At 70.3% G+C, this 25,034-nt stretch carries 2 protein-coding genes; both read right to left on the bottom strand.

The window, feature by feature from the left end; all coding sequences use genetic code 11:
* Nucleotides 1–57: 57 nt before the first annotated feature.
* On the bottom strand, nucleotides 58–1,404 hold the full coding sequence (locus ACWEVR_RS14515) for a M16 family metallopeptidase (protein ID WP_452467324.1): 1,347 nt from the start codon (nucleotides 1,402–1,404) through the stop codon (nucleotides 58–60).
* A gap of 122 nt (nucleotides 1,405–1,526) precedes the next feature.
* The gene (locus ACWEVR_RS14510) at nucleotides 1,527–24,467 is read right to left on the bottom strand and encodes a non-ribosomal peptide synthase/polyketide synthase (RefSeq protein WP_452467323.1); all 22,941 of its coding nucleotides are present in this window, start codon (nucleotides 24,465–24,467) and stop codon (nucleotides 1,527–1,529) included.
* Nucleotides 24,468–25,034 lie beyond the last annotated feature (567 nt).

The following is a 25,034-nucleotide window of genomic DNA, read 5'->3' as shown; positions in this document are numbered from 1 at the left end:
CGGCGCAGGCAGGAGACGCGATGTGCCCGGCGCGTTCGCGGGCAGCCGGCGGATCGCTCAGTTCTCGACGAGTCTGCGGACCGAAGCGGGTAGCTCACGAGTCCGCTGATAGGGGCCGGCGACGGCGGCACCGTAGGGTCGGGCGAGCAGGGTGCGGGCGATCGCGTTGACCTCGTCGGTGGTCACGGCGTCGATGCGGGCCAGGGTCGCCGAGACACTGCGGTGGTTGCCGTAGCTGAGTTCGCTGCGCCCGATGCGGTTCATCCGTGATGCGGAGTCCTCCAGTCCGAGCACCAGGCCACCGCGCAACGAGCCCTTGGCGCGGGCGCATTCGGCGTCGGTGATGCCCTCGGCGGCGACTTCGTCGAGCACCGAACGCGCCAAAGTGGCTACCTGGGCGAGGTTTTCGGGTTGGCAGCCGAGTGACACGGAGAACGCGCCGGTGTCGGCGAAGGTGTCGACGCTCGAGTACACCGAGTACGCCAGGCCGCGTTCCTCCCGGATGCGCTGGAACAGGCGCGAACTCAGTCCGCCGCCGATCACGGTGTTGAGCACCGACAGCGGCCAGCGCTGCTGCCCCTCGTGCCTGCCGAACGCGCGCACACCGAAGGTGAGGTGGGTCTGTTCGCTGTCACGGTTGATGCGCACGAGTCCCGGTGCGCCCTGGGCGCGGAACTTGCCCTCACGACGGGGTGCCGGTTCGGCGGCGGGGTCGAGGTGCGGGCCGAAGGCGTGGCGGACCAGTTCGACGACCCGCTCGTGTTCGACATTGCCCGCCACCGCGACGACCATGCGTTCGGGCCGGTAACGGCGCTGGTGGAAGCCGCGCAACTGGGCAGCCTGCATGCCTTCGATGGATTCGACCGTGCCGATCACCGGACGCCCGATGGGGTGGTCACCGAACAGGGCGGTGAGGAAGCAGTCGGCGACGAGGTCCTCGGGATCGTCGTCGCGCATGGCGATCTCCTCGAGCACCACCTGACGTTCCACATCGACGTCGACGGCCCGGCACAGCCCGTTGAGCACCACATCGGAGACGAGTTCGACCGCCAGCGGCAGGTCCTCGTCGATGACGTGGGCGTAGTAGCAGGTCTGCTCCTTGGCGGTGAAGGCGTTGAGTTCGCCGCCGACGGCGTCCATGGTCTGGGCGATGTCGAGCGCGGTGCGGGTGGGCGTCGCCTTGAACAGCAGGTGTTCGAGGAAGTGCGCCGCACCGGCCACGGTCGGACCTTCGTCGCGCGAGCCGACACCGACCCACACGCCGACCGAGGCCGAGCGCACGCCGGGCACGTGTTCGGTGACCACGCGCAGCCCGCCGGGCAGCACGGTGCGCCGCACTCCACCATCGGTGGTCACGTCCTGGGCGGTGCCGGTTCCGGATTCACTCAACTGTCGCTCGGTCACCCGATCCCACCGGACGGCTGTACTGGCATGCTTTTCTCGACCTCTCGAAAACGGGGGCTGGCGACGTGCGCGGATGCCTGCCGCGGGAGCAGGCTGCAGGCACGACGGCCGGCTCAGCGATTCTATGCGCCGCCCGCCCCCGCGCGTGCATCGACCCTCGTCGTCGCCCGTGGCCGCGGCGCCGGTTCACCACGGCCGGGCGCGTCGAGGACCTGCGCGATGCGGGCGAGCGCGTGCTCGTTCGCCATCGCCCAGTGGGTGGCCTCGATGCGGTGACAGATCACGGCGCCGTCGACGACCGGCGCCCAGGTGGCGGCTCCGTGTGTGCCGGTCGGGTCGTCGACGGTGGCCGCGAAGTAGACGAGGTCACCGTCGAAGCGGCGGGGACGGTAGTCGTCGACCATGCTCATCGAGGCCTGTGCGGCGTCGATGATGCGGGCGATGCGGGCGCGGTCGAGTCCGGCGAGCGGTCCGCCGAGGTTCGCGGCAGTGGCGGTGAGTCCGTCGATGCCGAAGTCGAGGTCCTCGCCCGCCAGGCCGCCGAGCAGGTCGCCGACCGTCGGGGCCGGGGTCTGCTCGGGTCCGTCGCCGAGCCAGCTGTCCATCATGGCCAGTCGCGCGACCTGTTCACCCTCGGCCCGCAAACCGGTGGCGACCGCGTGCGCGAGCAAGCCGCCGAGCGACCAGCCGAGCAGGTGGTACGGCCCTTCGGGCTGCACCGACCGGATGGCGTCGATGTAGCGCCGCGCCCAGGCGTCGATGCTGTCGGGCAGCGGTTCGTCGGCGGTCAGCGCGGGTGATTGCAGACCGTAGACGGGGCGTTGCGGGTCGAGGTGGCGGGTCAGGCCGGCGAACGACCAGGACAGGCCGCCGACTGGGTGGATGCAGAACAGCGGTGCCCCGGTGCCGCCGGTGCGCAGCGGCAGCAGGACGGCGAAGGCGTCGCCCTGCGCGTCGTCGCCACGCAGGCGTTCGACGACGACGGCCGGGGTCGGGTCGGTGAAGAACCAGGCCACCGGCACCGGGGTGCCGAGGGTTTCGCTCAGTCGCGAGGCCAGCTGGACCGCGGTGAGGGAGTTGCCGCCGAGGTCGAAGAAGTTGTCGTCCATGCCGATTCGGTCCAGGTCGAGGACCCTGGCGAATTCGGCGGCGACCCGCTGTTCGGTCTCGGTCACGGGTGCCCGATAGGTGGCCTGGCGCAGGCTCGGGACCGGGAGGGCGCCGCGATCGAGCTTGCCCGAGGTGTTCACCGGGAACTCGTCGAGTTCGACGATCACCGACGGCACGAGGTAACCGGGCAGTTCGTCGGCCAGCGCCGATCGGAGGGCGGCTGTGTCGAGCACCGAGACGCTCTGCGCGACAACCGTTCCAGGAGTGACATCCTCGGACGTGCCGACGGAACTTCTTCCCCGTGCGGGAACGACGTACCCGACGAGCCGGTCGGCGCCCGTACCCGGCACCACGGCGGCCGCGGCCTGCGCGACACCCGGCTGCCGTGCAAACACGGCTTCGACCTCGCCGAGTTCGATGCGCTGACCGTTGAGCTTCACCTGCAGATCGGAGCGGCCCACGTATTCCAATGCGGCCCTTTCGCCGCGCAAGCGGACGAGGTCACCGGTGCGGTACATGCGGGAGCCCGCCGCTGCGAACGGATCGGGGACGAACCGTTCGGCCGTCAGCGCGCCTGCGCCCACGTAGCCGTGGGCGAGTTGGGCGCCGCCGACGTACAGCTCGCCGACCACACCGGGCGGCACGGGACGCAGTCGGGCGTCGAGCACGTACAGCCCGGTGTTCCACACCGGTGTGCCGATCGGCACCGTGACGGAGTCGTCGTCGGTGACGACGTGGGTGCTCACCTGCACGGCGGTCTCGGTGGGTCCGTAGAGGTTCACGACCTCGGCCCCGGTCACCGCCCGCACCTGCCGGGCGAGCGCCGCGGGCAGCGCTTCACCACCGGCGAAGATGCGCCGCAGCGAGCCCACCTCTACCCCGCCGTCGATGTGCGCGAGGTAGGCGGCCAACAGTGTCGGCGCGAATTGCGCTGTGTCGATGCGGTGTTCGGCGATGAGGGCGGCCAGGTAGGCCGGGTCGCCGTGGCCGCCGGGGCGGGCGATGACGGTGCGGGCGCCGACGCGGGGACCCAGGAACAGTTCCCAGATCGAGGCGTCGAAGGTGGTCGGCGTCTTGTGCAGCACCGTGTCATCGGCGGTGAATCCGAATTCCTGTGCCATCCAGTCGAGTTGGTTGACAACCGCGCGGTGCGGCACCCCGACGCCCTTGGGCAGACCGGTGGATCCGGAGGTGAAGATCACGTACGCGGTGTGTTCGGGGCGCAGCGGGTGGGTGCGTTCGGCGTCGTCGACGGGTAGCCCGGAGAGTTCTGCCGTGTCGATCTCGTCGAGCACGACCACGTCGATTCCCCGGCCCACCGAGGTCGGCAGGTCGGCCCGGTCGCGCGAGGTGGTGAGAAGGCAGGCGGGACGGGCGATGTCGAGGACGCGGGCGATGCGTTCGGCCGGATGGTCGGGATCGATCGGCACATAGGTGCCACCGGCGACGATCACCGCGTACAGCCCGACCAGCAGTTCCGTCGAACGGCGGGCCGCCACCGCCACGGCGGTGTCGGGGCCGACGCCGAGCGTGAGGAGGTACCGGGCGAGCCGGTTCACCCGGTCCGCGAATTCGCCATAGGTGAGGGTGGTCGTGTCGTCGACGAACGCGATGGCCGCGGGGGTCGCGGCGACCTGCCGGTAGAAGCCGTCGAGCACTGTCTCCGGTGCGAGCGGATAGTCGGTGTCGCACCAGCTTTCGAGCATTCGGTGGTCGGCGTCGGTGAGCAGGTCGACATCACCGACGGCGATGTCCGGGTCGGCGGTGACAGCGTCGAGGATCCGCACGTACGCCTCGGCCATCCGGTGTGCGGTGGTGGCGTCGAACAGGTCGGTGGCGTAGGTGAGCCGCACCGAGCAGCGGCCGTCGTCGGTGCCCGACAGGACGAGGTCGAGGTCGAACTTGGCGACCGCGGCGTCGGCGACGAGGGTGGTGACGGTGAGATCCGGCAGCACTACCTCGGTGGGTGTGGCGCCCAGGTTCTGGAAGGCGAGCATCACCTGGAACAGGGGGCTGTGTCCGGCCGAACGAACCGGGTCGAGTACGTCGACCAGGCGTTCGAAGGGCACATCGGCATTGTCGAACGCGTCGAGGTCGACCCGCCTGGCGTCCTTCAGCAGCGCGGTGAAGGAGGCGGCCGGGTCGACACCGGTGCGCAGGACGAGGGTGTTGACGAACATGCCGACCAGGTCGTCGAGCGCGGCGGCACCGCGTCCGGCGACGGGGGTGCCGATGGCGATGTCGGCCGACCCGCTGAGCCGGGCCAGCAGTACGGCCAGTGCCGCGTGCGCGACCATGAACTCACTCGCGTCCGCCCGCCGCGCCACTGTTGCGACACGCTGCCAGACGTCTTGCGGCACGATCGCTTCCACGCTCGCGCCACGCTGGGGAGCGACGGCGGGGCGGGGCCGGTCGGTGGGCAGTTCGAGCAGCGGTGCGAGCCCGTCGAGTTCGGTGCGCCAGAACCGCACCTGACGGGCGGCCGGGGATTCGGGGTCGTGCTCGTCGCCGAGCACGGAGTGCTGCCACAGGGTGTAGTCGGCGTATTGGATCGCCAGCGGCGCCCAGTCCGGTGCGGTGCCCGTGCGACGTGCCAGGTAGGCGGCGGTGGTGTCGCGCAGCAGCGGTCCGGCGGAGAAGCCGTCGGCGCTGATGTGGTGGATCACCACGACCAGCACCACTTCGTCGGCGGCGCAACGCAATACGCGCACCCGCACGGGCGGAGCGACGGTGACGTCGAATCCCCTGCCGATCTCGGCGGCCACGATCGAGGGCACCGCGATGGGATCGACGGTTTCGACCACCGGGGCGGGTACGAACTCCCACACCGCCTGGTGGCCGATGCCGTCGACAGCCGGGTAGGCGGTGCGCAGCACTTCGTGCCGCTCGAGCACATCGGTGACGGCGGCGGCCAGGGCGTCGGCGTCGACATCGCCGGTGAGCCGCACCGCGATCGGGATGTTGTAGGCGGCCGATTCCGGGTCGAGGCGGTTGAGCAGCCACATGCGCTGCTGTGCTGCCGACAGCGGAATCCGTTGCGGGCGTGGGCCCGCGACCAATGCGGCGCCCGCGCCGCTGCCCGCGTGGCCTGCGAGCAGCTCGGCCAGTGCGGCGACGGTGGTCGCCTCGAACAGGGTGCGCACCGGCACCCGGGTGGAGAGTGCCGCGCCGAGGCGCGCGGCGACGCGGGTGGCGATGAGCGAGTTGCCGCCGAGGTCGAAGAAGTCGTCGTCGAGACCGACCTGCTCGCGGCCGAGCACTTCGGCGAATACCTGGGCCACGGCCCGCTGCGCCGGGGTGACCGGGGCACGGAAGGGGCGGGCCACGAACTCCGGTGTCGGCAGTGCGGCCCGGTCGAGCTTGCCGGAGGTGTTGAGCGGGAAAGCATCCAGCACCACGACGACCGACGGAACCATGTACGACGGCAGGGCACCCCCGACGGCTGTGCGCAGGATCGCCGGGTCCAGCTCGGCGCCCGGCTGCGGCACCGCGTAACCGACGAGGCGGTCGCCCGTCGGGCTCGGCGACACGACAGCCGCGGCCTGCCGCACGCCGGGCACGGCCCGCAGCGCCGCTTCGATGTCACCGAGTTCGATGCGCTGACCGCGGAATTTCACCTGGAAGTCGCGCCTGTCGAGGTAGACGAGCACACCGTCGCGGGTCCAGCGCACGAGGTCGCCCGTGCGGTACATGCGTTCGCCGGGCGCGGTGAACGGGTCGGCGACGAACCGGTCGGCGGTCAGGTCCGGGCGGCCGAGGTAGCCGCGGGCCAGCTGGTCGCCCGCAAGGTAGAGCTCGCCCGCCACACCCGGTGCGACGGGGCGCAGCCGGTCGTCGAGCACGTAGACGCGGGTGTTCCATTCGGGCACCCCGATCGGCACGGTCGGCCCGGTCGCGTCGTCGGCGGGCCAGGCGGTCACCGAAACGGCCGCTTCGGTCGGTCCGTACAGGTTGTGCAGTGCCGCAACGGATTTCGCCTGGAAGGTGGCGACCGTATCCGGGTTGAGCGCCTCACCGATGGCGAGCACCAGGCGCAAGCTGCTGAGCTGCCCGGCCTCCGCGTGCGCGGCGAACATACTCAGCATCGACGGCACGAAGTCCGCCACGGTGATGCGCTGCCGCGCGACCAGTTCCGCGAGATACAGCGGGTCACGCTGCCCGTCGGGCGCGGCCAGCACAAGTGTTGCCCCCGCCGCGAGCGGCACGAAGTACCCCCACACCGACAGATCGAAGGTCGCGGCCGACTTCTGCAGGTACACATCCCCTGCCCCGAGCCGGTACTGCTCGATCATCCACGCCACCTGATTGCGCACCCCGGCACGACTCATCGCCACACCCTTGGGCCGCCCGGTCGAGCCGGAGGTGAACAGGACATAGGCCAGGTTCGAATCTCTTAGCGGTGCAAGTAGTTCCGTGTCGCCGACCGTGTGTGCCGGGTAATGATCCAGGCTGAGCCGGTCGATGCGAACGACGGGAACCGCCGCACCTGCCGACGATGCGGCGTGGCCGTCGATTGAGAAACCACCCTTCGCTTCCCCTGAGGGATTGGAGGGACCCGGCACTACGTCCGAGCGGTCGGCACCGGACACGGCGCCGATTTCGAAGCGGTCGCGGCTGGTCGTGAGGACCATGTGGGGGCGGGCGGTGGTGAGGATCTGGGTGATGCGGTCGGTGGGGTGGTCGGGGTCGATCGGGACGTAGGCGGCGCCTGCGGTGAGGACCGCGTACATGGCGACGACCAAGTCGATCGAGCGGCGCATGGCCAGGGCGACCAGGGTGTCGGGGCCGACGCCGTCGGTGACGAGGTGTCGGGCCAAGCGGTTGACCCGGGCGTCGAGCTCGCCGTAGGTGATGTGTTCGCCCTCGAAGATCAGGGCCGTCGCGTCGGGGCGCGTGGCCACCTGGTGACGGTACGGCGTGAGAAGGGTTACCGTGCGGTCGATCTCGTGGTCGGTGTCGTTCCAATGGTCGAGGATGCGGGTGCGCTCCTCGGCATCGAGCACGTCGATGGCGTCCACGGGAGTCTGCGGTGCGGCAGCGACGGCGGTGAGCAGCCGTTCCAGGCGGGGGACGACGGCGGCGGCGGTTTCGGGGTCGAACACGTCGGTGGCATAGGTGAGTACGCCCGAAACACCGGCTGCGACACCGTCGTTCGTGTAGTCGTCGCTGACGATCAGGTGCAGATCGAACTGCGACAGCTCCCCGTCGGTGTCCAGGCCCGACACGGTGATGCCGGGCAGTTCGAGTTCGGCGCGTTCGAAGTTCTGGAAGGAGAAGCCCACCTGGAACAGCGGGTGCCGGGCGGTGGAACGCGCCGGGTCGAGCACCTCCACGAGCCGTTCGAACGGCACATCGGCATTGGCGAACACCGCGAGGTCGGTGGCACGCTGCCGGATCAGCAACTGGCGGAACGATTCTCCCGCCCGTAGCCGGGTGCGGAATACCAGTGTGTTCACGAACATTCCGACGAGATCTTCGAGCGCGGCCTCGCCGCGTCCGGCGACCGGGGTACCGACGGTCACGTCGGTGCTGTTCGACAGCCGTCCGAGCAGGGCGGCGAAGGCGGTGTGCACCACCATGAACAGCGTGGCACCGCACTCGCGAGCCAGCTCGGTGAGCCCGGCGTGGGTGGCGGCGTCGAGGGTGACCGGCACGGTGCCGCCGGCCAGGGTTCGCACGGCCGGGCGCGGCCGGTCGAGGGGCAGCGCGAGTTCGTCGGGCACACCGGCGAGTTCGGTGCGCCAGAAGTCGAGCTGGCGGGCGGCCACCGAGGCAGGGTCGGTCTCGTCGCCGAGCACCGCCCGCTGCCACAGCGCGTAGTCCGCGTATTGCACCGGCAGCGGCGCCCACGCGGGGGCGGTGCCGTCGCGGCGGGCGAGGTAGGCGGTCATCAGGTCGCGCACCAGCGGCGGCACCGACGACCCGTCGGCGCTGATGTGGTGCACGACCAGTGCCAGCACGGCGTCGTCGGCGTCGAGGCGGTACAGCACGACCCGCCACGGGACCCCGGCGGTCACGTCGAAGGTGGTCGCGGCCAGCTTCGTCACCGCACCGCGCACCTGGTCCGCGGTGGTGTCGCGGATCTCCAGTGCGACACCGGCTTCCGTAGCCGACAGGATCTTCTGCACCGGACCGTCGGCAGTCTCCGGGTAATAGGTGCGCAGCACTTCGTGCCGGTCGACCAGGTCGTCGACGGCGGCCGCCAGTGCGTCGGTGTCGAGCACACCGCGCAAACGGACGGCGATGGGCACGTTGTACCCCACCGAATCCGGATCGAACCGGTTGAGGAACCACATGCGCTGCTGGGCAGGCGAGAGCGGAACCACGGCGGGCCGCTCCCCCGCCGTCAGCGCGAGCCGGGCCGGGCCCACCTCGGTATCGAGCGCGGTGGCCAGCGCCGCCACGACCGGCGCCTCGAAGATGCGGGCCACCGGCACCCGCCGGTCCAGCGCTGCCCCGAGCCGCGCCGCGACCCGGGTGGCGATCAGTGAGTTGCCACCGAGATCGAAGAAGTCGTCGTCGGCACCGACGCGCTCGACCCCGAGCACGTCACCGATGATCCCGGCGACGAGCGTCTCGGTAACCGTGACGGGTGCGCGGAATTCGCGTGCGCTCAGCTCCGGTGCGGGCAGCGCCCGGCGGTCGAGTTTGCCCGAGGCGTTCACGGGCAGCGAGTCGAGAACGACGAACGCGGTCGGCACCATGTAGGCCGGAAGCGCCTCGTGCAACCGGGCTTTCACCTGCGCGAGGTCGCGGTCGAGCTCCGACTGTCCGCGCGTGGGGACGAGGTAGGCGGTGAGGTAGGGGCCGGTGCCGTCGTCGCGGACGGTCACCACGGCGCGGTCGACAGTGTCGATGGCCCCGAGCACGGACTCGATCTCGCCGAGTTCGATGCGCAGGCCGCGCAGTTTCACCTGGAAGTCGGTGCGGCCCAGGTATTCCAGTTCGCCGGTGCGGGTGCGTACGACGAGGTCGCCGGTGCGGTACATGCGTTCGCCGGGCGCGCCGTAGGGGTTGGCGACGAAACGGTCGGCCGACAGGTCCGGGCGGCCGAGGTAGCCACGGGCCAGCTGCACACCCGCGAGGTAGAGCTCGCCGGGTGTGCCGACGGGCACGGGGCGCAGGCGGGCGTCGAGGACGTGCAGGGCGGTGTTGGCGACAGGCGCCCCGATCGGCACGGTCACGGTGTCGGCGTCGGTGACCTCGTGGAAGGTGACATCGACGGCGGCCTCGGTCGGGCCGTACAGGTTGTGCACGGCCACACCGGGAATCAGCGCGCGCAGGCGCTGCGCATCGGCGGCGGGCAGTGCCTCACCGGAGGCGAAGACCTGACGCAGCGACGCACAGTCGGCGGAGCGGGGTTCGGCGAGGAACGCGGCGAGCATCGACGGAACGAAGTGCGCCACACCCACTCCGGTGCGGGTGATGACCTCGGCCAGGTAGGCGGGGTCACGGTGCCCGTCGGGGCGGGCGATCACTAGGGTAGCGCCGATCTGCAAGGGCCAGAACAGTTCCCACACCGACACATCGAAGGTGATCGGCGTCTTCTGCAACACGGTGTCGGCCGGAGTGAGCCCGTAGGTGTCCTGCATCCAGACCAGACGGTTGACGATGGCGGTGTGGCTCACCGCCACACCCTTCGGCTTCCCGGTCGATCCGGACGTGAACAGCACGTACGCCAGGTCGGCACCGCGCAACGGCCGGAGACGCTCGGCATCGGTCACCGGGTGGGCGTCGAAACCGCCGAGGTCGAGTTCACCGGGATCGATGGTGCGCGTGCCGGTTTCGGGGAAGCCGAATGCGGCGAGGACGCAGACCGGTGCCGCGGTGGCGAGCACATCGGCGATCCGGTCGGCCGGGTGGTCGGGGTCCAGCGGCAGGTACGCCGCGCCCGCCGCCTGCACCGCGTAGAGCGCGACGAGCAGATCGATTCCGCGCCGCAGCCCGACACCCACGATGGCGCCGGGGCCCACCCCTTCCGCGATCAGCCAACGCGCAAGACGAGCCACACGAACAGCGAACTCGCCGTATGTGATTCGCTTTCCCTCGAACTCGAGGGCGATGATGTCCGGGGTGCGAACGGCCTGTTCGGCGAACATCGACACGAGCGTGGCGTCGGTGTCCAGGGGTGCGTGGGTGGAGTTCCAGGCCGCGAGCTGGGCCTGGTCGGTGTCGTCGAGCAGGTCGATCTCACCGACGATCACCGTGTCGTCCGCGACCACGGCGCGCAGCACCCGGACGAACCGCGCGCCGAAGGCGGTGACGGTCTCGGCGTCGAACAGATCGGTGGCGTATCGCAACCATCCGCGCATCCCTGGTTCGCCACTCGCGTCGGCGATTTCGTTGACGGCGAGCGACAGGTCGAACTGCGTGGTCGCCGCGGGCAGCGCGAATTCGTCGATCCGCAGGCCCGGCAGTTCGACGGTGGTGTCGTCGCGGTGCTCGAACGCGAGCATCACCTGCACGATCGGCGCGTACGAGGTGGAGCGCACCGGGTTCAGTTCGTCGACGAGCCGTTCGAACGGCAGATCCGCGTGCGCGAAGGCGCGCAGATCGGCCGCACGCACGGTGGCGAGCAGGTCGGCGAACGCCGCTCCCGCGTCCACCGGGGTGCGCAGGACCAGGGTGTTGACGAACATGCCGACGAGGTCGTCGAGCGCCGCATCGGCTCGTCCCGCGACCGGAGTGCCGATCGCGATATCACCGCCCGCCCCGTGCCTGGCCAGCAGCACCGCGAACGCCGCGTGCACCACCATGAACGTGGACACCCCGTGCCTGCGGGCCAGCGCCTCGATCCCGGCGACGACCTCGGTTGGCACATCGAACCCGACGGCGGCGCCCTCCCCGGCGCGCACAGCGGGACGCGGCCGATCCGTCGCCAACTCCAGAGCCGGTGCCAGCCCGGCCAGTTCGTCACGCCAGTGCGCCAGCTGCCGTGCCAGGCGCGACTGCGGATCGTCGGCTTCACCGAGGACTTCACGCTGCCACAGCGTGAAGTCCGGGTACTGCACCGGCAACGGCTCCCACCGCGGCGCGACCCCCGCCGTCCGCGCGGCATAGGCGGCGATGAGATCCCGCGCCAACGGCGTGATGGACACACCGTCAGCGGCGATGTGATGCACGGCCAGCACGAAGACATGCTCACGGTCCCGCGCGGAACCGTCTGTCGAGAGCGGCGGCGCCGCGATCGGGCGCAGGAGGGCCGCGCGCAGGGGCGGCTGGGTGGTGAGGTCGAAGCCTGCGCCGACGACGGCGCGGACCGCGGCGGTCAGGGCCGACTCGGTGACCTCTTCGAGTACCGCGTCGGGCAGGGCCTGGTCGACCGGAAGGACCATCTGGGTGGGGCCGTCCGCGTCTTCGGGGAAGACGGTGCGCAGGGCCTCGTGGCGGGCGAGGACGTCGGCGAGGGCGGCCCACAGGGCGGCGATGTCGAGGTCACCGGTGAGGCGCAGGGCGATGGGCAGGGTGTAGACGGCCGAGTCGGGGTCGATGCGGTTCAGCAGCCAGAGGCGAGTCTGGGCCAGCGACAACGGGATTCGCTCGGGACGTGGGTGCACCGCGACCAGCCGCGGCAGCTGTTCACCGGCAGTGGCGCGTTCGGCCAGCCGGGCTACGGTCGGTGCTTCGAACACGTCGCGCACGTCGAGGGCGCTGCCGAGCGCCGCGTTGGCGCGGGCGACCAGCCGCATGGCCAGCAGCGAGTTGCCGCCGACGGCGAAGAAGTCGTCGTCGGCACCGATGCGGGCCACGCCGAGCAGGTCGGCGATCACCTCGGCGAGCGTGGTCTGGGCGCCGGAGCGCGGCGCCACGTAGGAGGTGGTGACCGACAGATCGGCAGCGGGCAGCGCGGCACGGTCGAGCTTGCCCGCCGAGTTCAGCGGCACCGTGTCCAGCACGACGAAATGCGTGGGAACCATATAGGCGGGCACCCGGCTCGCCACATGATCGCGCACATTCGCGGCGTCGACCGCACCGGCCACATAACCGACCAGGCACTGGCGGCCCACGTCGTCGGTGGCGGGCAGAACCGTCGCATGCGTGACACCGGGCGCGTCGCCGAGAGCCGCCTCGATCTCGCCCAGTTCGATCCGCAGCCCACGGATCTTCACCTGGAAGTCGTTGCGACCCAGATAGATCAGGGCGCCGTTGCGGTCACGGCGGACCAGGTCGCCGGTGCGGTACATGCGGGTGCCGTTCGCGCCGAACGGGTCGGCGACGAAACGGTCGGCGGTCAGATCCGGCCGCCCCAGGTAGCCACGGGCCAGCTGGGCGCCCGCCAGGTACAGCTCACCCGTCACACCGGTCGGCACCGGGTGCAGCCGCTCGTCGAGGACGTAGGCGCGCACATTCCAGGTGGGCCTGCCGATGGGCATGTCGGTCTGTTCGACCGGTGCCGTGATCTGCTGGAAGGTGCTGGTGATCGCCACCTCGGTCGGCCCGTACGTGTTGTGCAGCTCGACGGGGAGCGTGGCCAGCACCGTCGCCGCGAGCGGGGCGGGTAGTTCCTCACCACCCACATGCAGCATCCGCAGGCCGCGCAGGGCGTCGCCCAGCCCTTCGGCGAGCATCGCCGACAGCACCGACGGCACCAGCTCGACCACGGTGACGCGCTGTTCGCGCAGTACTCGCGCCTGATAGGCGAGGTCGAGGTGACCGCCGGGGCGCAGCAGCACCAGCGTGGCGCCGAGCAAGGCCGGGGCCAGCAGTTCCCACAGCGACACGTCGAAGGTCAGCGGGGCGCGCTGCAGCAGGCGATCCTCGGCGGTCAAGGTGTATTCGCCACGCAGCCAGCACAATTCGTTCACCACCGCCCAGTGGGTGATGAGCACGCCCTTGGGCAGCCCGGTGGAACCGGAGGTGAAGAGGGCATACGCCGGATGGTCCGGCATCAGCGGTGCGAGGCGTTCGGCATCGGTGACCGGGGTCCCCGGCACCGGGACCTGCGCGGGGTCCTCGAGCTGGGCGACGGTGAGCACCGGGAACCCGGACCGCGAGGCGGCCGCGAAATGCACCGAGGCGGTGGCGGACCGGATGCCCGCGTCCACGTGATCGAGGTCGCTCGCCTCGGCCGCGACGACCAATCGTGGTGCCGCCGTGGCAAGTACATGCCCGATGCGGTCGGCGGGCTGGGCCGGGTCGATCGGCACGTACACGCCACCGGCGGCGAGCACACCGTGCAGCACGACCAGCAGCTCGACCCCGCGCGGAACAGCGACGGCGACCGGGGTTTCCGGCCCGACACCGCACCCGATCAGCCTGCGCGCCAGCCGATTGGCCCTGGCCGCGAGCACACCGTAGGTGATCTCGGTGCCCTCGAAAACCGCCGCGATCGCGCGCGGATCACGCGCGGCCGCCGCATCGAGCAGATGCGCGGCCAGCGGCGCGCCGATGCCCAGCTCGGTCAGCTCCTCGTCGAGCGGAACCACCTCGCCGTGCGGTCCCGCCACCAGCTCGGCGCGGGCGGGTTCGGCGAGTAGTTCCAGATCTCCAACAGGTGTCGCCGGAGCCCGCACGGCCGCGCGGAGCACGAGCTCGAGCATGGTGGCCATCGCAGCGATGGTGTCGGGGTCGAAAAGATCTGTCGCGTAGCGTAGTTCGAGATCGAGGCCGTCGGGCTCGCCGTCGGCGCCGAACCGGTCGACGAAGGTGAAGTCCAGGTCGACTTCGATCGGCGCGTCCGGCAGTTCGAGTCCCGAGAGGGTGAGCCCGGGCAGTTCGAACGCGGCGCGCCGCTGATTCTGCAGGGCGAGCGACACCTGATACAGCGGCGAATAGCCCTGTGAGCGTGCGGGGTTCACCGCGTCGACGAGGGTTTCGAACGGGACGTCGGCGTTGTCGAAGGCATCGAGGTCACCGGCGCGGACCTGGTCGAGCAGGTCGGCGAATCCGATTTCGCCGCGTACCTCGGCCCGCAGGACGAGCGTGTTGACGAACATGCCGACGATGTCGTCGAGTTCGCGATGACCACGCCCGGCCACCGGGGTACCGACCACGATGTCGGACCCCGCCGACAGCCTGGCCAGCAGCACCGCGAGGCCCGCGTGCAGCACCATGAACGTGGTCGCCCGGCGCGCCCGAGCCAATTCCTCGATTCCGCGGTGCAGGTGCGCGTCGAAGGCGGTGACGAAGGTGGCCCCGCGATTGGAGGCGATCAGCGGCCTGCGACGGTCCGTCGGCAGGGTGAGGACATCGGGCAGCGCGGCCAGGCGGTTCCGCCAGTAGCCGAGCTGGCGGGCCAGCGGTGCGTCCGGGTCGTCGACGCTGCCGAGCCCCTCGGTCTGCCACAGCGCGTAATCGGCGTAGTGCACGGTGAGCGGCGGCAGTTGCGGTGCGCTGCCGGTGGCGCGGGCGGCGTAGGCGGCCACCAGGTCACGGGTGAGCGGGCCCATCGACCAGCCGTCGGCGGCGATGTGGTGCACGACGAGCACCAGCACGTGCTCGGCCGGCGTCACCCGCAGGAGTGCGACGCGCACCGGCACCTCGGTGGTGATGTCGAAACCGCCCGACAGCACCTGCGCGACGGCGCCGGACACGTCGGTGGTGGCGACATCGGTGACCGTGAGCTCGGGAACGAACGGTTCGCCGACGAGTTGCGTTGCCTGCCCGTCGAATTCGGGGTAGGTGGTGCGCAGGGTCTCGTGCCGGGCGACCAGGTCGCCGAGGGCGCCGCGCAGGGCGGCGACGTCGAGTTCGCCGCTGAGGCGGATGGCCACGGGGATGTGATAAGCGGCGGACCGCGGGTCGAAGCGGTGCAGGAACCACATCCGCTGCTGCGCGGGCGACAACGGAATCCGTTGCGGGCGTGTACCACCCACCGGTCCGCGCCTGGTCCCGGTGCCGCGCAGAGTGTCCAGACGCTGCGCCAAGCCACTGACGGTGCTCGCCTCGAACAGTTCACGGACCGCGACACGCGCGTCGAGCGCGGCTCCGAGGCGTGCCGCCACCTGGGTGGCCAGCAGGGAGTTGCCGCCGAGCGCGAAGAAGTCGTCGTCGGCGCCGACCCGGTCCAGTTCGAGCACGCCGGCGAAGGTGGCGGCGACGACGCGTTCGGTCGTGGTCGCCGGCTCCCGGTAATCGGTGCGCCGCACCTGTGGGGCGGGCAGTGCGCGGCGGTCCAGCTTGCCGGAGGCGGTGAGCGGCAGTTCGTCGAGGAACACGTAGGCGCCGGGCACCATGTAAGCGGGCAGGGTGGCGGTGACTGCGGCGTCGAGATCCGCCGGAGTGCAGGCGTCACGGTTGGGTGCGCCCAAGACTGTGCCACCGACACCGACACCGGCCTCGGTCGAGGCTGATTGGGCATCCGCGACGGCTTCGGCTTCGAGATTGTCGCGGACGATGTAGGCGACGAGCTGGTCCGGCTTGCCGGCGTCCGAGCGGACGACGACCACCGCGCGGCGAACGCCGGGGACCGTGGTGAGGGCGGCTTCGATCTCGGCGGGTTCGATGCGCAGGCCACGTAGTTTCACCTGGAAATCGGTGCGGCCCAGGTAGTGCAGGGCGGGGCCGGTGGCGGTGGTGCGCCAGGTGACGAGGTCACCGGTGCGGTAGAGGCGCTCGCCGGTGCCGAACGGGTTCGCGACGAAACGCTCGGCGGTGAGGTCGGCGCGGCTGTGGTAGCCGTCGGCGAGCTGGGCGCCTGCCACGTACAGTTCGCCGGGCACACCGGCCGGGACCGGGTGCAGGCGCGAATCGAGCACGTACACCGAGGTTTCGGCGACAGGCGAACCGATGGGCACGGTCGCACCCTGATCGTCGGCGAACCGGTGGGTGGTCACCTGGATTGCGGTTTCGGTCGGCCCGTACAGGTTCACCACCGTGGCGCCGGTGCGTTCGCGGACGGTGCGCGCCAGTTCGATGGTGAGCGCCTCACCACCGGCGAACACCAGACGCAGCGACTGCTGCCCATCGGTGACCTGGCTGCCCCGATCGGCCGGTCCGGAAACCGTCGAGCGCGAGCGGGCTGCCCGTTCGCCTGCCGATCCGGCCGTTTCCGCCATCACAGCTGTCAGCACCGACGGCACGTACTGCACCACGCTCACCTGGTGCCGGGCCGTTGCGGCGGCCAAGTATGCCGGATCGCGATGACCGTCGGGCGAGGCAAGTACCAGTCGGGCACCGACTTGCAAGGGCCACAACAGTTCCCACACCGAGGCGTCGAAGGTGAAGGGCGTCTTCTGCAGCACCACATCGTCGACACCGAGCGGATAGGAACTCTGCAACCACCGCAGCTGGTTCACCACCGCACGGTGCGGAACCGCCACCCCCTTCGGCTGACCGGTCGAGCCGGAGGTGAACAGAACATAGGCGAGGTTCTCGGGACGCAGTGGGGCACAGCGCTCTTCGTCGGCGATCGGATCACCGGACAGCACCGACAGGTCGAGGTTGTCCACCTCGACCACCGATTCAGCCACCCGCACACCACTTCCGGCGACCGTAAGCACACACACCGGCGCCGTCCGGTCGAGCACATACTGGGTTCGCTCGGCCGGATGATCCGGATCCACCGGCACATACGCCGCCCCGGCCGCCAGCACGGCGTGTACCGCGACCAACTGCTCGACACCACGCCGCATCGCCACGGCCACCAGCGAACCCGGCCCCGCACCGAGCCCGATCAAGTGCCGGGCCAGCCGAGCAACCCTCGCGCCGAACTCGGCATACGTCAGCCGCACCGGGCCGCCCACCTGGGGCTCGGCATCGAGAACGACAGCTGTCGCGCCGGGCCGGGCCGCGACCTGGTCGGCGAACAGCGATGCCAGGGTGACAGCGGAAGTGGAGGCTGCGGGGGTGGCACGGTCTGCCGCGCTGTCGTCGTCGAACTGCGTTGCCCGGACGGCAGCGACCGGAGCAGCGGGGTCGGCCTCGACCGGATCGGCCGGCTGCGCTACCAGGGCGGAAGTAGGGGCGGAGGGGCCGTTGCCGGTGGCGAGCAGTTGCGCGCGTTCCGTGGCATCGAGGAGGTCGATGTCGCCGACAGGGCGCGTGGGGTGGCTCAAGGCGCCGGCGAGGGCGCGGTGCAGGCGGGTAGCGAATCCGGCGACGGTTGCCGCGTCGAACAGGTCGGTGGCATAGATGAACGCACCGGAAAGTCCTGCGGGAGCGCCGTTCTCGTCGCGGTGTTCGGTAAGGGTGAGTTCCAGGTCGAACTTGGCGACGGTGGTCGGCAGGTCGACGCCACCCACCGTCAGGCCGGGCAGGACGAGTTCGCGCGCGGTGTCCTCGTTCAGCGACAGCATCACCTGGAACAGGGGGTTGCGGGCCGTGGAACGCACCGGGTCGAGCGCTTCGACGAGCCGTTCGAACGGCACATCGGCGTGCCCGAACGCCGCCAGATCGGTGTCACGGACCCGCGCGACCAGCTCGGCGAACGGCGTCGCGGCCGTCACCTCGGTGCGCAGCACCAAGGTGTTGACGAACATGCCGACCAGGTCATCGAGTGCGCGGTGCCCACGTCCCGACACCGGTGTACCGATGGCGATATCGGTGGTGGCCGACAAGCGCGCCAACAACACGGCGAATACCGCGTGCACGGCCATGAACACCGTCACCCCGTGCGCCCGTGCGAATTCGACCAGCGCACGGTGCGTTTCGGCCTCGAACTCGACCGCATGCACCGCTCCTCTACGCGAGGCGACCGCAGGCCGCGGCCGGTCGGCAGGCAATTCCAACTGCTCCGGCAGCCCGTCCAGCGTCTTACGCCAGTACGAAAGCTGCTGGGCAGCCACCGATCCGGGGTCGGCGGCGGCGCCGAGCACCGCATGCTGCCACACCGCGTAATCGGCGTATTGCACGCTCAGCGGTTCCCACGCGGGGGACTCCCCCACAGCCCGCGACCCGTACGCGGCGAGCACATCGCGGATCAGCGGGCCGAACGAAAACCCGTCCGCCGCAATGTGGTGCAGCACGATAGCCAGCACATACTCCGCTGCACCGTCAACCGACACAGCAGCTTCCCGTGCTTCTCCGGAGATCTGACCGACACCGGCCGATGCGTCTCCGCCGAACTGCTCTTGCGCAGTCAGCACCTGCGCGGTGAACTCCACCGTACCGCCCTGCGCCGCACCGGACCTCACGCCGTCGTCGGTGGGCCCGTCCCCGTCGAGCATCGTAGGCACGCCCGTCGATACACCCGTACCTCGCAGTGCCGCAACGGTACTCACGGGATCGACAAGCAGCGGTTCCTCGCCGGAGTGCGCTGACGTATCGATCGGACCGTGCCCGGTGGTCGGTGCTTCCCCGGTGTCGCGCACGCGGAACAGGGCGATGCGGAGGGGTGCGTCGGTGGTGAGGTCGAAGCCGGTCGTGGCGAAGGCGCGGATCGCGTCGGGGAGGTCGTCGGTGGGGAGGACCTCGGGGTGGATGTCGGGCAGAAGGCCGGGGGTGGGGAGGATTTCGGCGATCGCGTGGCCGTCGCGTTCGGGGTAGCGGGTGCGCAGGACCTCGTGGCGGTCGAGGACGTCGACGAGGGCTGCGCGGAGGGCGGGCACGTCGAGGTCGCCGGTGAGACGCACGGCCATCGGGATGTTGTCGGCGGAGGAACCGGGGTCGAAGCGGTTCAGGAACCACATGCGCTGCTGGGCCGGGGACAGCGGCAGCGGATCGGGGCGCACGCCCGCGACGAGGGCCGGGCCTGCGCCGGTGCCGCGCAGCCGGTCGGCGGCGTCGGCCAGGGTGCGGACCGAGGCGGTGTCGAACAGTTGCCGCACCGGGATGCGGATATCGAGATCGGTGCCGATGCGGGCCATCACGCGGGTGGCGAGCAGCGAGTTGCCGCCGAGCTCGAAGAAGTCGTCGTCGCGACCGACCTGTTCCAGACCGAGGACCTCGGCGAACGCGTCCGCGACCACCTGTTCGGCACGGGTGACGGGCGCGCGGTAGACAGCGGCCTCGAACACGGGAGCGGGCAGCGCCGAACGATCCAGCTTGCCGACCGGAGTCAGCGGCACCTCGTCCAGAGTCATGACGGTGGCGGGCACCATGTGCGCGGGCAGGTGCGCGGCGGAATGCGCGAGCAACTCCGAGGTGTCGACGGCGGCCTCGGGGACCGGCACCACATAGGACACCAGCAGGGTCACACCAGCCTCGGTGCGGTGCCCGATCGTGACAGCGAAACGCACCGTCGGGTGCTTGGCGAGGACCGCGTCGATCTCACCGAGTTCGATCCGGAAGCCACGCACCTTCACCTGGAAGTCGTTGCGCCCCAGGTACTCCAGGTCGTAGGAATCACCGCGACGCACCCAGCGGACGGTGTCACCGGTGCGGTACATCCGCTCCCCCGGCGCGCCATACGGGTTGGTGACGAACCGGCTGGCCGTCAACGCGGGCCGACGATGGTAGCCGCGCGCCAACTGCGCGCCCGCGATGTAGAGCTCACCGACGACACCGGCAGGCACCGGGTGCAACCGCTCGTCGAGGACCAGTTCGGTGGTCCCCTCCACGGGCCCGCCGAGGGTGATCGGCGTGGTGGCGCCGAGTGGTTCGCTGATGTTGGTGACAATCGTGGTTTCGGTCGGCCCGTACCCGTTGCGGAACACCAGCCCCGGAATCGCCGCCGTCCACCGTGCCACCAGCTCCGCCGGACACGCCTCACCTCCGACCACGACGACCCGCAGATCGTCGAGCCCCACCGGATCGACCGTCCCGAGCGCCGACGGCGTGATGACTACATGGGTCACCCGCTCGACCCGCAACAGTTCACCCAGCTCCGCCCCACCGAACACCCCGTTCGGCGCGACGACCATGGTCGCCCCCGAGCTGACGGTGAGCAGCAACTCGGCCACCGAGATGTCGAACGACGGCGACGCCACATGCAGGACCCGCGCGTCCGCCGCAGCCCGGTACCGCTGCGCCTGCACGGGCAGATACGCGGCCACCGCGGCGTGCGGAATCACCACCCCCTTGGGCAGACCGGTGGTGCCGGAGGTGTAGATGACATAGGCAGGGTCGAGCGGATGCGGCCTGCGAGCATCACCCGACGCTCCGAACCCGTCGATGGCCGGCGCGGCGACATCGGGAACGGTGTGCGAGTCCGTGTGCACGGCGTCTACGTCGACAACCAGCCAGTCCACGGCGGCGGGCAGGTCGGCGCGGAGCTCGTCGGTGGTGATGCCCGCGGCGGCGCCGGAGTCGGCGAGCATGTGGGTGATGCGATCGGCCGGGTAGTTCGGGTCGACCGGGAGGAAGCCGGCGCCCGACTTGATGACGGCCCACACGGCGGTCACCGACGCGGCGGAGCGCGGAATGCTCACGGCGACAACATCACCCGGCCCGACACCGTTGCCGGTCAGCCGGGTGGCGATGCGGGTGGAGGCGGCGTCGAGTTCGCCGTAGGTGACAGTGCGGTCGCCGTCGCGGATGGCGACGGCGGCCGGGTCGGCGGCGGCGCGGGCCAGCACTTCGGGCAACAGGGGTGCGGGCTCGGCGACACCGCCGCTGCGGATGGTGAGTTCGGTGAGTTCGGTATCGATCAGCAGCGGCAGATCGGCTACCGAGGTATGCGGTGCGGCGGCGATCGCAGCGAGCAGACCGGTGAAACGGCGCACCATCGCGGTGACCGTCGACGCGTCGAACAGATCTGTGGCGTAAGAGAATTCGCCGGACAGACCATCGGCTGCGGCGGTGCGCAATGTCACCGACAGGTCGAACTTCTCGATGTCGTAGGGCAGGTCGACCGCGCTTGCCCGCAGGCCGGGCAATTCGAAGGTGGTCACGGGCAGGTTCTGCAGTGACAACGCCACCTGGAACAGGGGGTGCCGACCGGCCGAACGAGCGGGTGCCAGCACTTCGACGAGCCGCTCGAAGGGCAGGGTGGTGTGCTCGAAGGCGGCCAGGTCGTCGGCCCGGACGCGGCCGAGCAGGTCGGCGAACAGTTCCCCGGCGCGCACCTGGGTGCGCAGCACCGCGGTGTTGACGAACATGCCGATCACGTCGTCGAGTTCGGCGGCACCGCGCCCGGCGACCGGGCTGCCGATCGCCACATCCGCATTGCCCGACAGGCGGGCGATGAGCACCGACAGCGCGGCGTGCAGCACCATGAACAGCGTCGCACCGCGCTCGGCGGCAACAGAATTCAGTGCCGTGACCAACTCGGCGTCCAGGCTGAACTCGACGCGCTGCCCACGCATCGAGGCGGTCGCCGGGCGCGGCCGATCCGTCGGCAACCCCGACTCGTCCGGCAGACCGGCCAGCGCCGCCCGCCAGAACGCGATCTCCCGCCCCGCCTGCGAAGCGGGATCGTCCTCTTCACCGAGCACGGCCCGCTGCCACAGCGTGTAATCGGCGTACTGCACCGCCAGCGGTTCCCACGCGGGCGCCGCCCCGCCGGTCCGCGCGTGATAGGCGGCCATCGTGTCTCGCACGAGCGGTCCCGCCGACCACCCGTCGGCGGCGATGTGGTGCACCACGAGCACCAGCACGTGATCCCCGTCGACCTCGAACAACCGCATCCGCACCGGCGGCGCCACCGTCACATCGAAACCGCGCAGGATCTCCCCGGCGATCACCTGCCTCAGCTCGTCCGTCGCAACAACAATCGGTTCCAACAGCGCCGCACCAACGCCTTCGCCACCGACACCAGCGGCACCGACAGCACCGCCCCTGGCCCCGGCGACGAGCAGCTTGTAAGCCTCGGCGGGGTCGAGCACTACCTGCGTCCCGGCCCCGTCCACCTCGGGGTAGACGGTCCGCAGCACTTCGTGGCGGGCGATCAGGTCGTGGACGGCCGCACGCAAGGCCGCATGGTCGAGCGCACCGGAGAGGCGGACCGCGATCGGGATGTTGTAGGCGCCGGTGGTGGGGTCGAAGCGGTTCAGGAACCACATGCGTTGTTGCGCGGGCGACAGGGGCAGAACGGAGGGGCGAGGGCCCGCGACGAGGGCCGGCCTCTCGTCGACAGAGCCCGCATCGATCAACGACGCGAGAACCGCGACAGTGGGACTGTCGAAGAAGTCTCGAACATCCACGCGCACACCGAAGTTCGCGTGCAAGCGGGCAATAGCACGGGTCGCGATCAGCGAATTGCCACCGAGCCGGAAGAAGTCGTCGTCCAGGCCGACGGTCTCCACATCGAGCAGTTCGGCGAACATCGCCGCCACCGCCCGCTCGGTGGCGGTCACAGGCGCGCGGAACTCGGCCGCGGCCACACGGAAATCGGGCGCCGGCAATGCTTTCCGGTCCAGCTTGCCGCTCGCATTGATCGGCATCGCGGGCAACTGCACCAGCAGCGAGGGCACCATGTACTCCGGCATCGACGCCTTCGTGTGCGCCACCAGCTCGGCCTCGTCGAGCGGCTCCCCGTCGACACTCACCACATACCCGACCAGTGCCTCACCGGCCGCGTGCCGGTGCAGCACCACCGCGGCATTGCCGACGCGCGGGTGCGCCGCGAGCACGGCCTCGATCTCACCGAGTTCGATCCGCAACCCACGCAACTTCACCTGGAAGTCCGTGCGCCCCAGGTATTCCAGCTCGGCACCGCCGGGCAGCTGCCGCACGAGATCACCCGTGCGATACATGCGTTCACCGGGCTCGCCGTAGGGATTGGCGACGAACCGGTCGGCAGTCAGGCCGGGCCGGGCCACGTAGCCACGGGCCAGCTGCACACCGGACAGATACAGCTCGCCCACCACCCCGGCGGGCACCTGGTCGAGGTTCTCGTCGAGCACGAGCAACCCGGTGTCGTCGGCCGGTCCACCGATCGGCACCGACACCTCGTCGGCCTCGGTCACCTCGTGCGCGGTGACATCGACCGCCGCCTCGGTGGGCCCGTACAGGTTGTGCAGGGCCGTCGCCGACAGTTTGCGCAGCCGCGCGGCGGTCGCGGCGGGCAATGCCTCACCGGAGGCGAACACCATCCGCAACGACGACAGATCCGCGACCGTCGCGGCCTCGGCGAGCTCACCGACGAAGGCGGCCAGCATGGACGGCACGAAGTGGGTCACCGTCACGCGGTGCCGGGCGATCAGGTCGGCCAGGTAGGCGGGGTCACCGTGCCTGCCCGGCTCGGCGACCACCAGCCGGGCACCGATCTGCAAGGGCCAGAACAGCTCCCACACCGATACGTCGAAGGTGTACGGGGTCTTCTGCAACACCACGTCGTCTTCGGTCATCGCATAACTGCGCTGACGCCAGTCCAGGTTCGCCACGATCGCACCGTGGGTCACCGCGACACCCTTGGGCCGACCGGTCGACCCGGAGGTGAAGATGACATACGCCGTGTTTCCGGCCTGCGCATGCACCGCGAGCTCGGCCGGTATCGCGGACCAGTCGATGTCGTCGGTGCGCAACACCGTCGCCCCACCCAGGTCCGGTTCGTCGCACACCCGCGTCACCACCACCACGGGCCGTGCCACCTGGAGCACGTAGTGCAACCGGTCCACCGGATGATCCGGGTCCAGCGGCACGTACGCCCCACCCGCCCGCACGATCGCGTGCACGGCGACGATCAACTCGACACTGCGCCGCATCGCCAACCCGACCAGCGACTCCGGGCCGACGCCGAGCCCGGCCAACCGACCTGCCAGCACCCGGACCCTGGCATCGAATTCGGCATAGGTCAGCGTCCGGTCACCGAACTGCACCGCCACCCGATCCGGAGTGCGCGCCAGCTGCTCGGCGAACCGGTCGACCAGCGTCGCCCCGGCGACGGAAGTCTCGATCCCGAGCACGGTCATCGCATCGGCGGCCAGCGTGTTCAGCAACCGCCCGAAGGTGCCCTCGGCCGCGTCGACAACCCCCGGGAACAGTTCGGCGAGCACGACCTGGACGAGCGTCTCGGGATCGAGCGCCCCGCCGGTGAGCTCCGCCATCAGTGTGAGCTGGGCATCCAGCTCCGCGTAGGACACCGAGGTGCCGTCGAATCCGACGGCGGTCCGTGCCGGTTCCATCGCCGCGACCGTCGCCACCAGCGCCGCCAGCTGATCGATCTGCGCGCACGCCGGAGTGGGGTTGGTCATCGCAACACTGCCTTCCATCTACCGGCCGCGGGTAACGCCACGCAGCCGCGAAAAAATCTCGGAACTCCCCCGGCTCGCACCGGGTCGGGGATCGGCGCGCGGACGGCCAACCCCGGGCACCCTGCCCGAAATCCGCCCGCTCACACCGGAATTCAGTGCGATCGGCTATGACACGATCGCGACATTCCGGCTCGTCGCCACACAACCAGCAATGACTCGGTTATCTCCCGACCTCCATCGTCAACCCCGACACCCGACACACGCGCCCGTAGACGACTGAAGCGTATTCGTTTCGATAATAAACCGGACCAGATTCCGTCAAAATCTCGTACTCGGGAGTAATTCACCGGAATGCGGCGGCGCCGGGCAACCCGGCCGCACACGCCGAACCGACAGCCGACCGCCCGGTGCACCCACGGGCTACGTCACTGCTGCCGCCACAGAGTCGTACTGTGTCAGGACACACTAGGTGAGCCAACGTTGCATCACCGTTGCATCCGAGTGATTCACGCCACTACACCTCGAACACGACGAAGCCCCCCGCCATCGTGCTCGGCGGGGGGCTTA

The organism is Nocardia sp. NPDC003979, from assembly GCF_053605015.1.
This window is presented reverse-complemented; position numbering and strand designations above follow the sequence as displayed.

Excerpts from the sequence above, each read along its gene's own strand:
- ACWEVR_RS14510 (WP_452467323.1), bottom strand. The coding sequence starts at position 24,467 with ATGACCAACCCCACTCCGGCGTGCGCGCAGATCGATCAGCTGGCGGCG.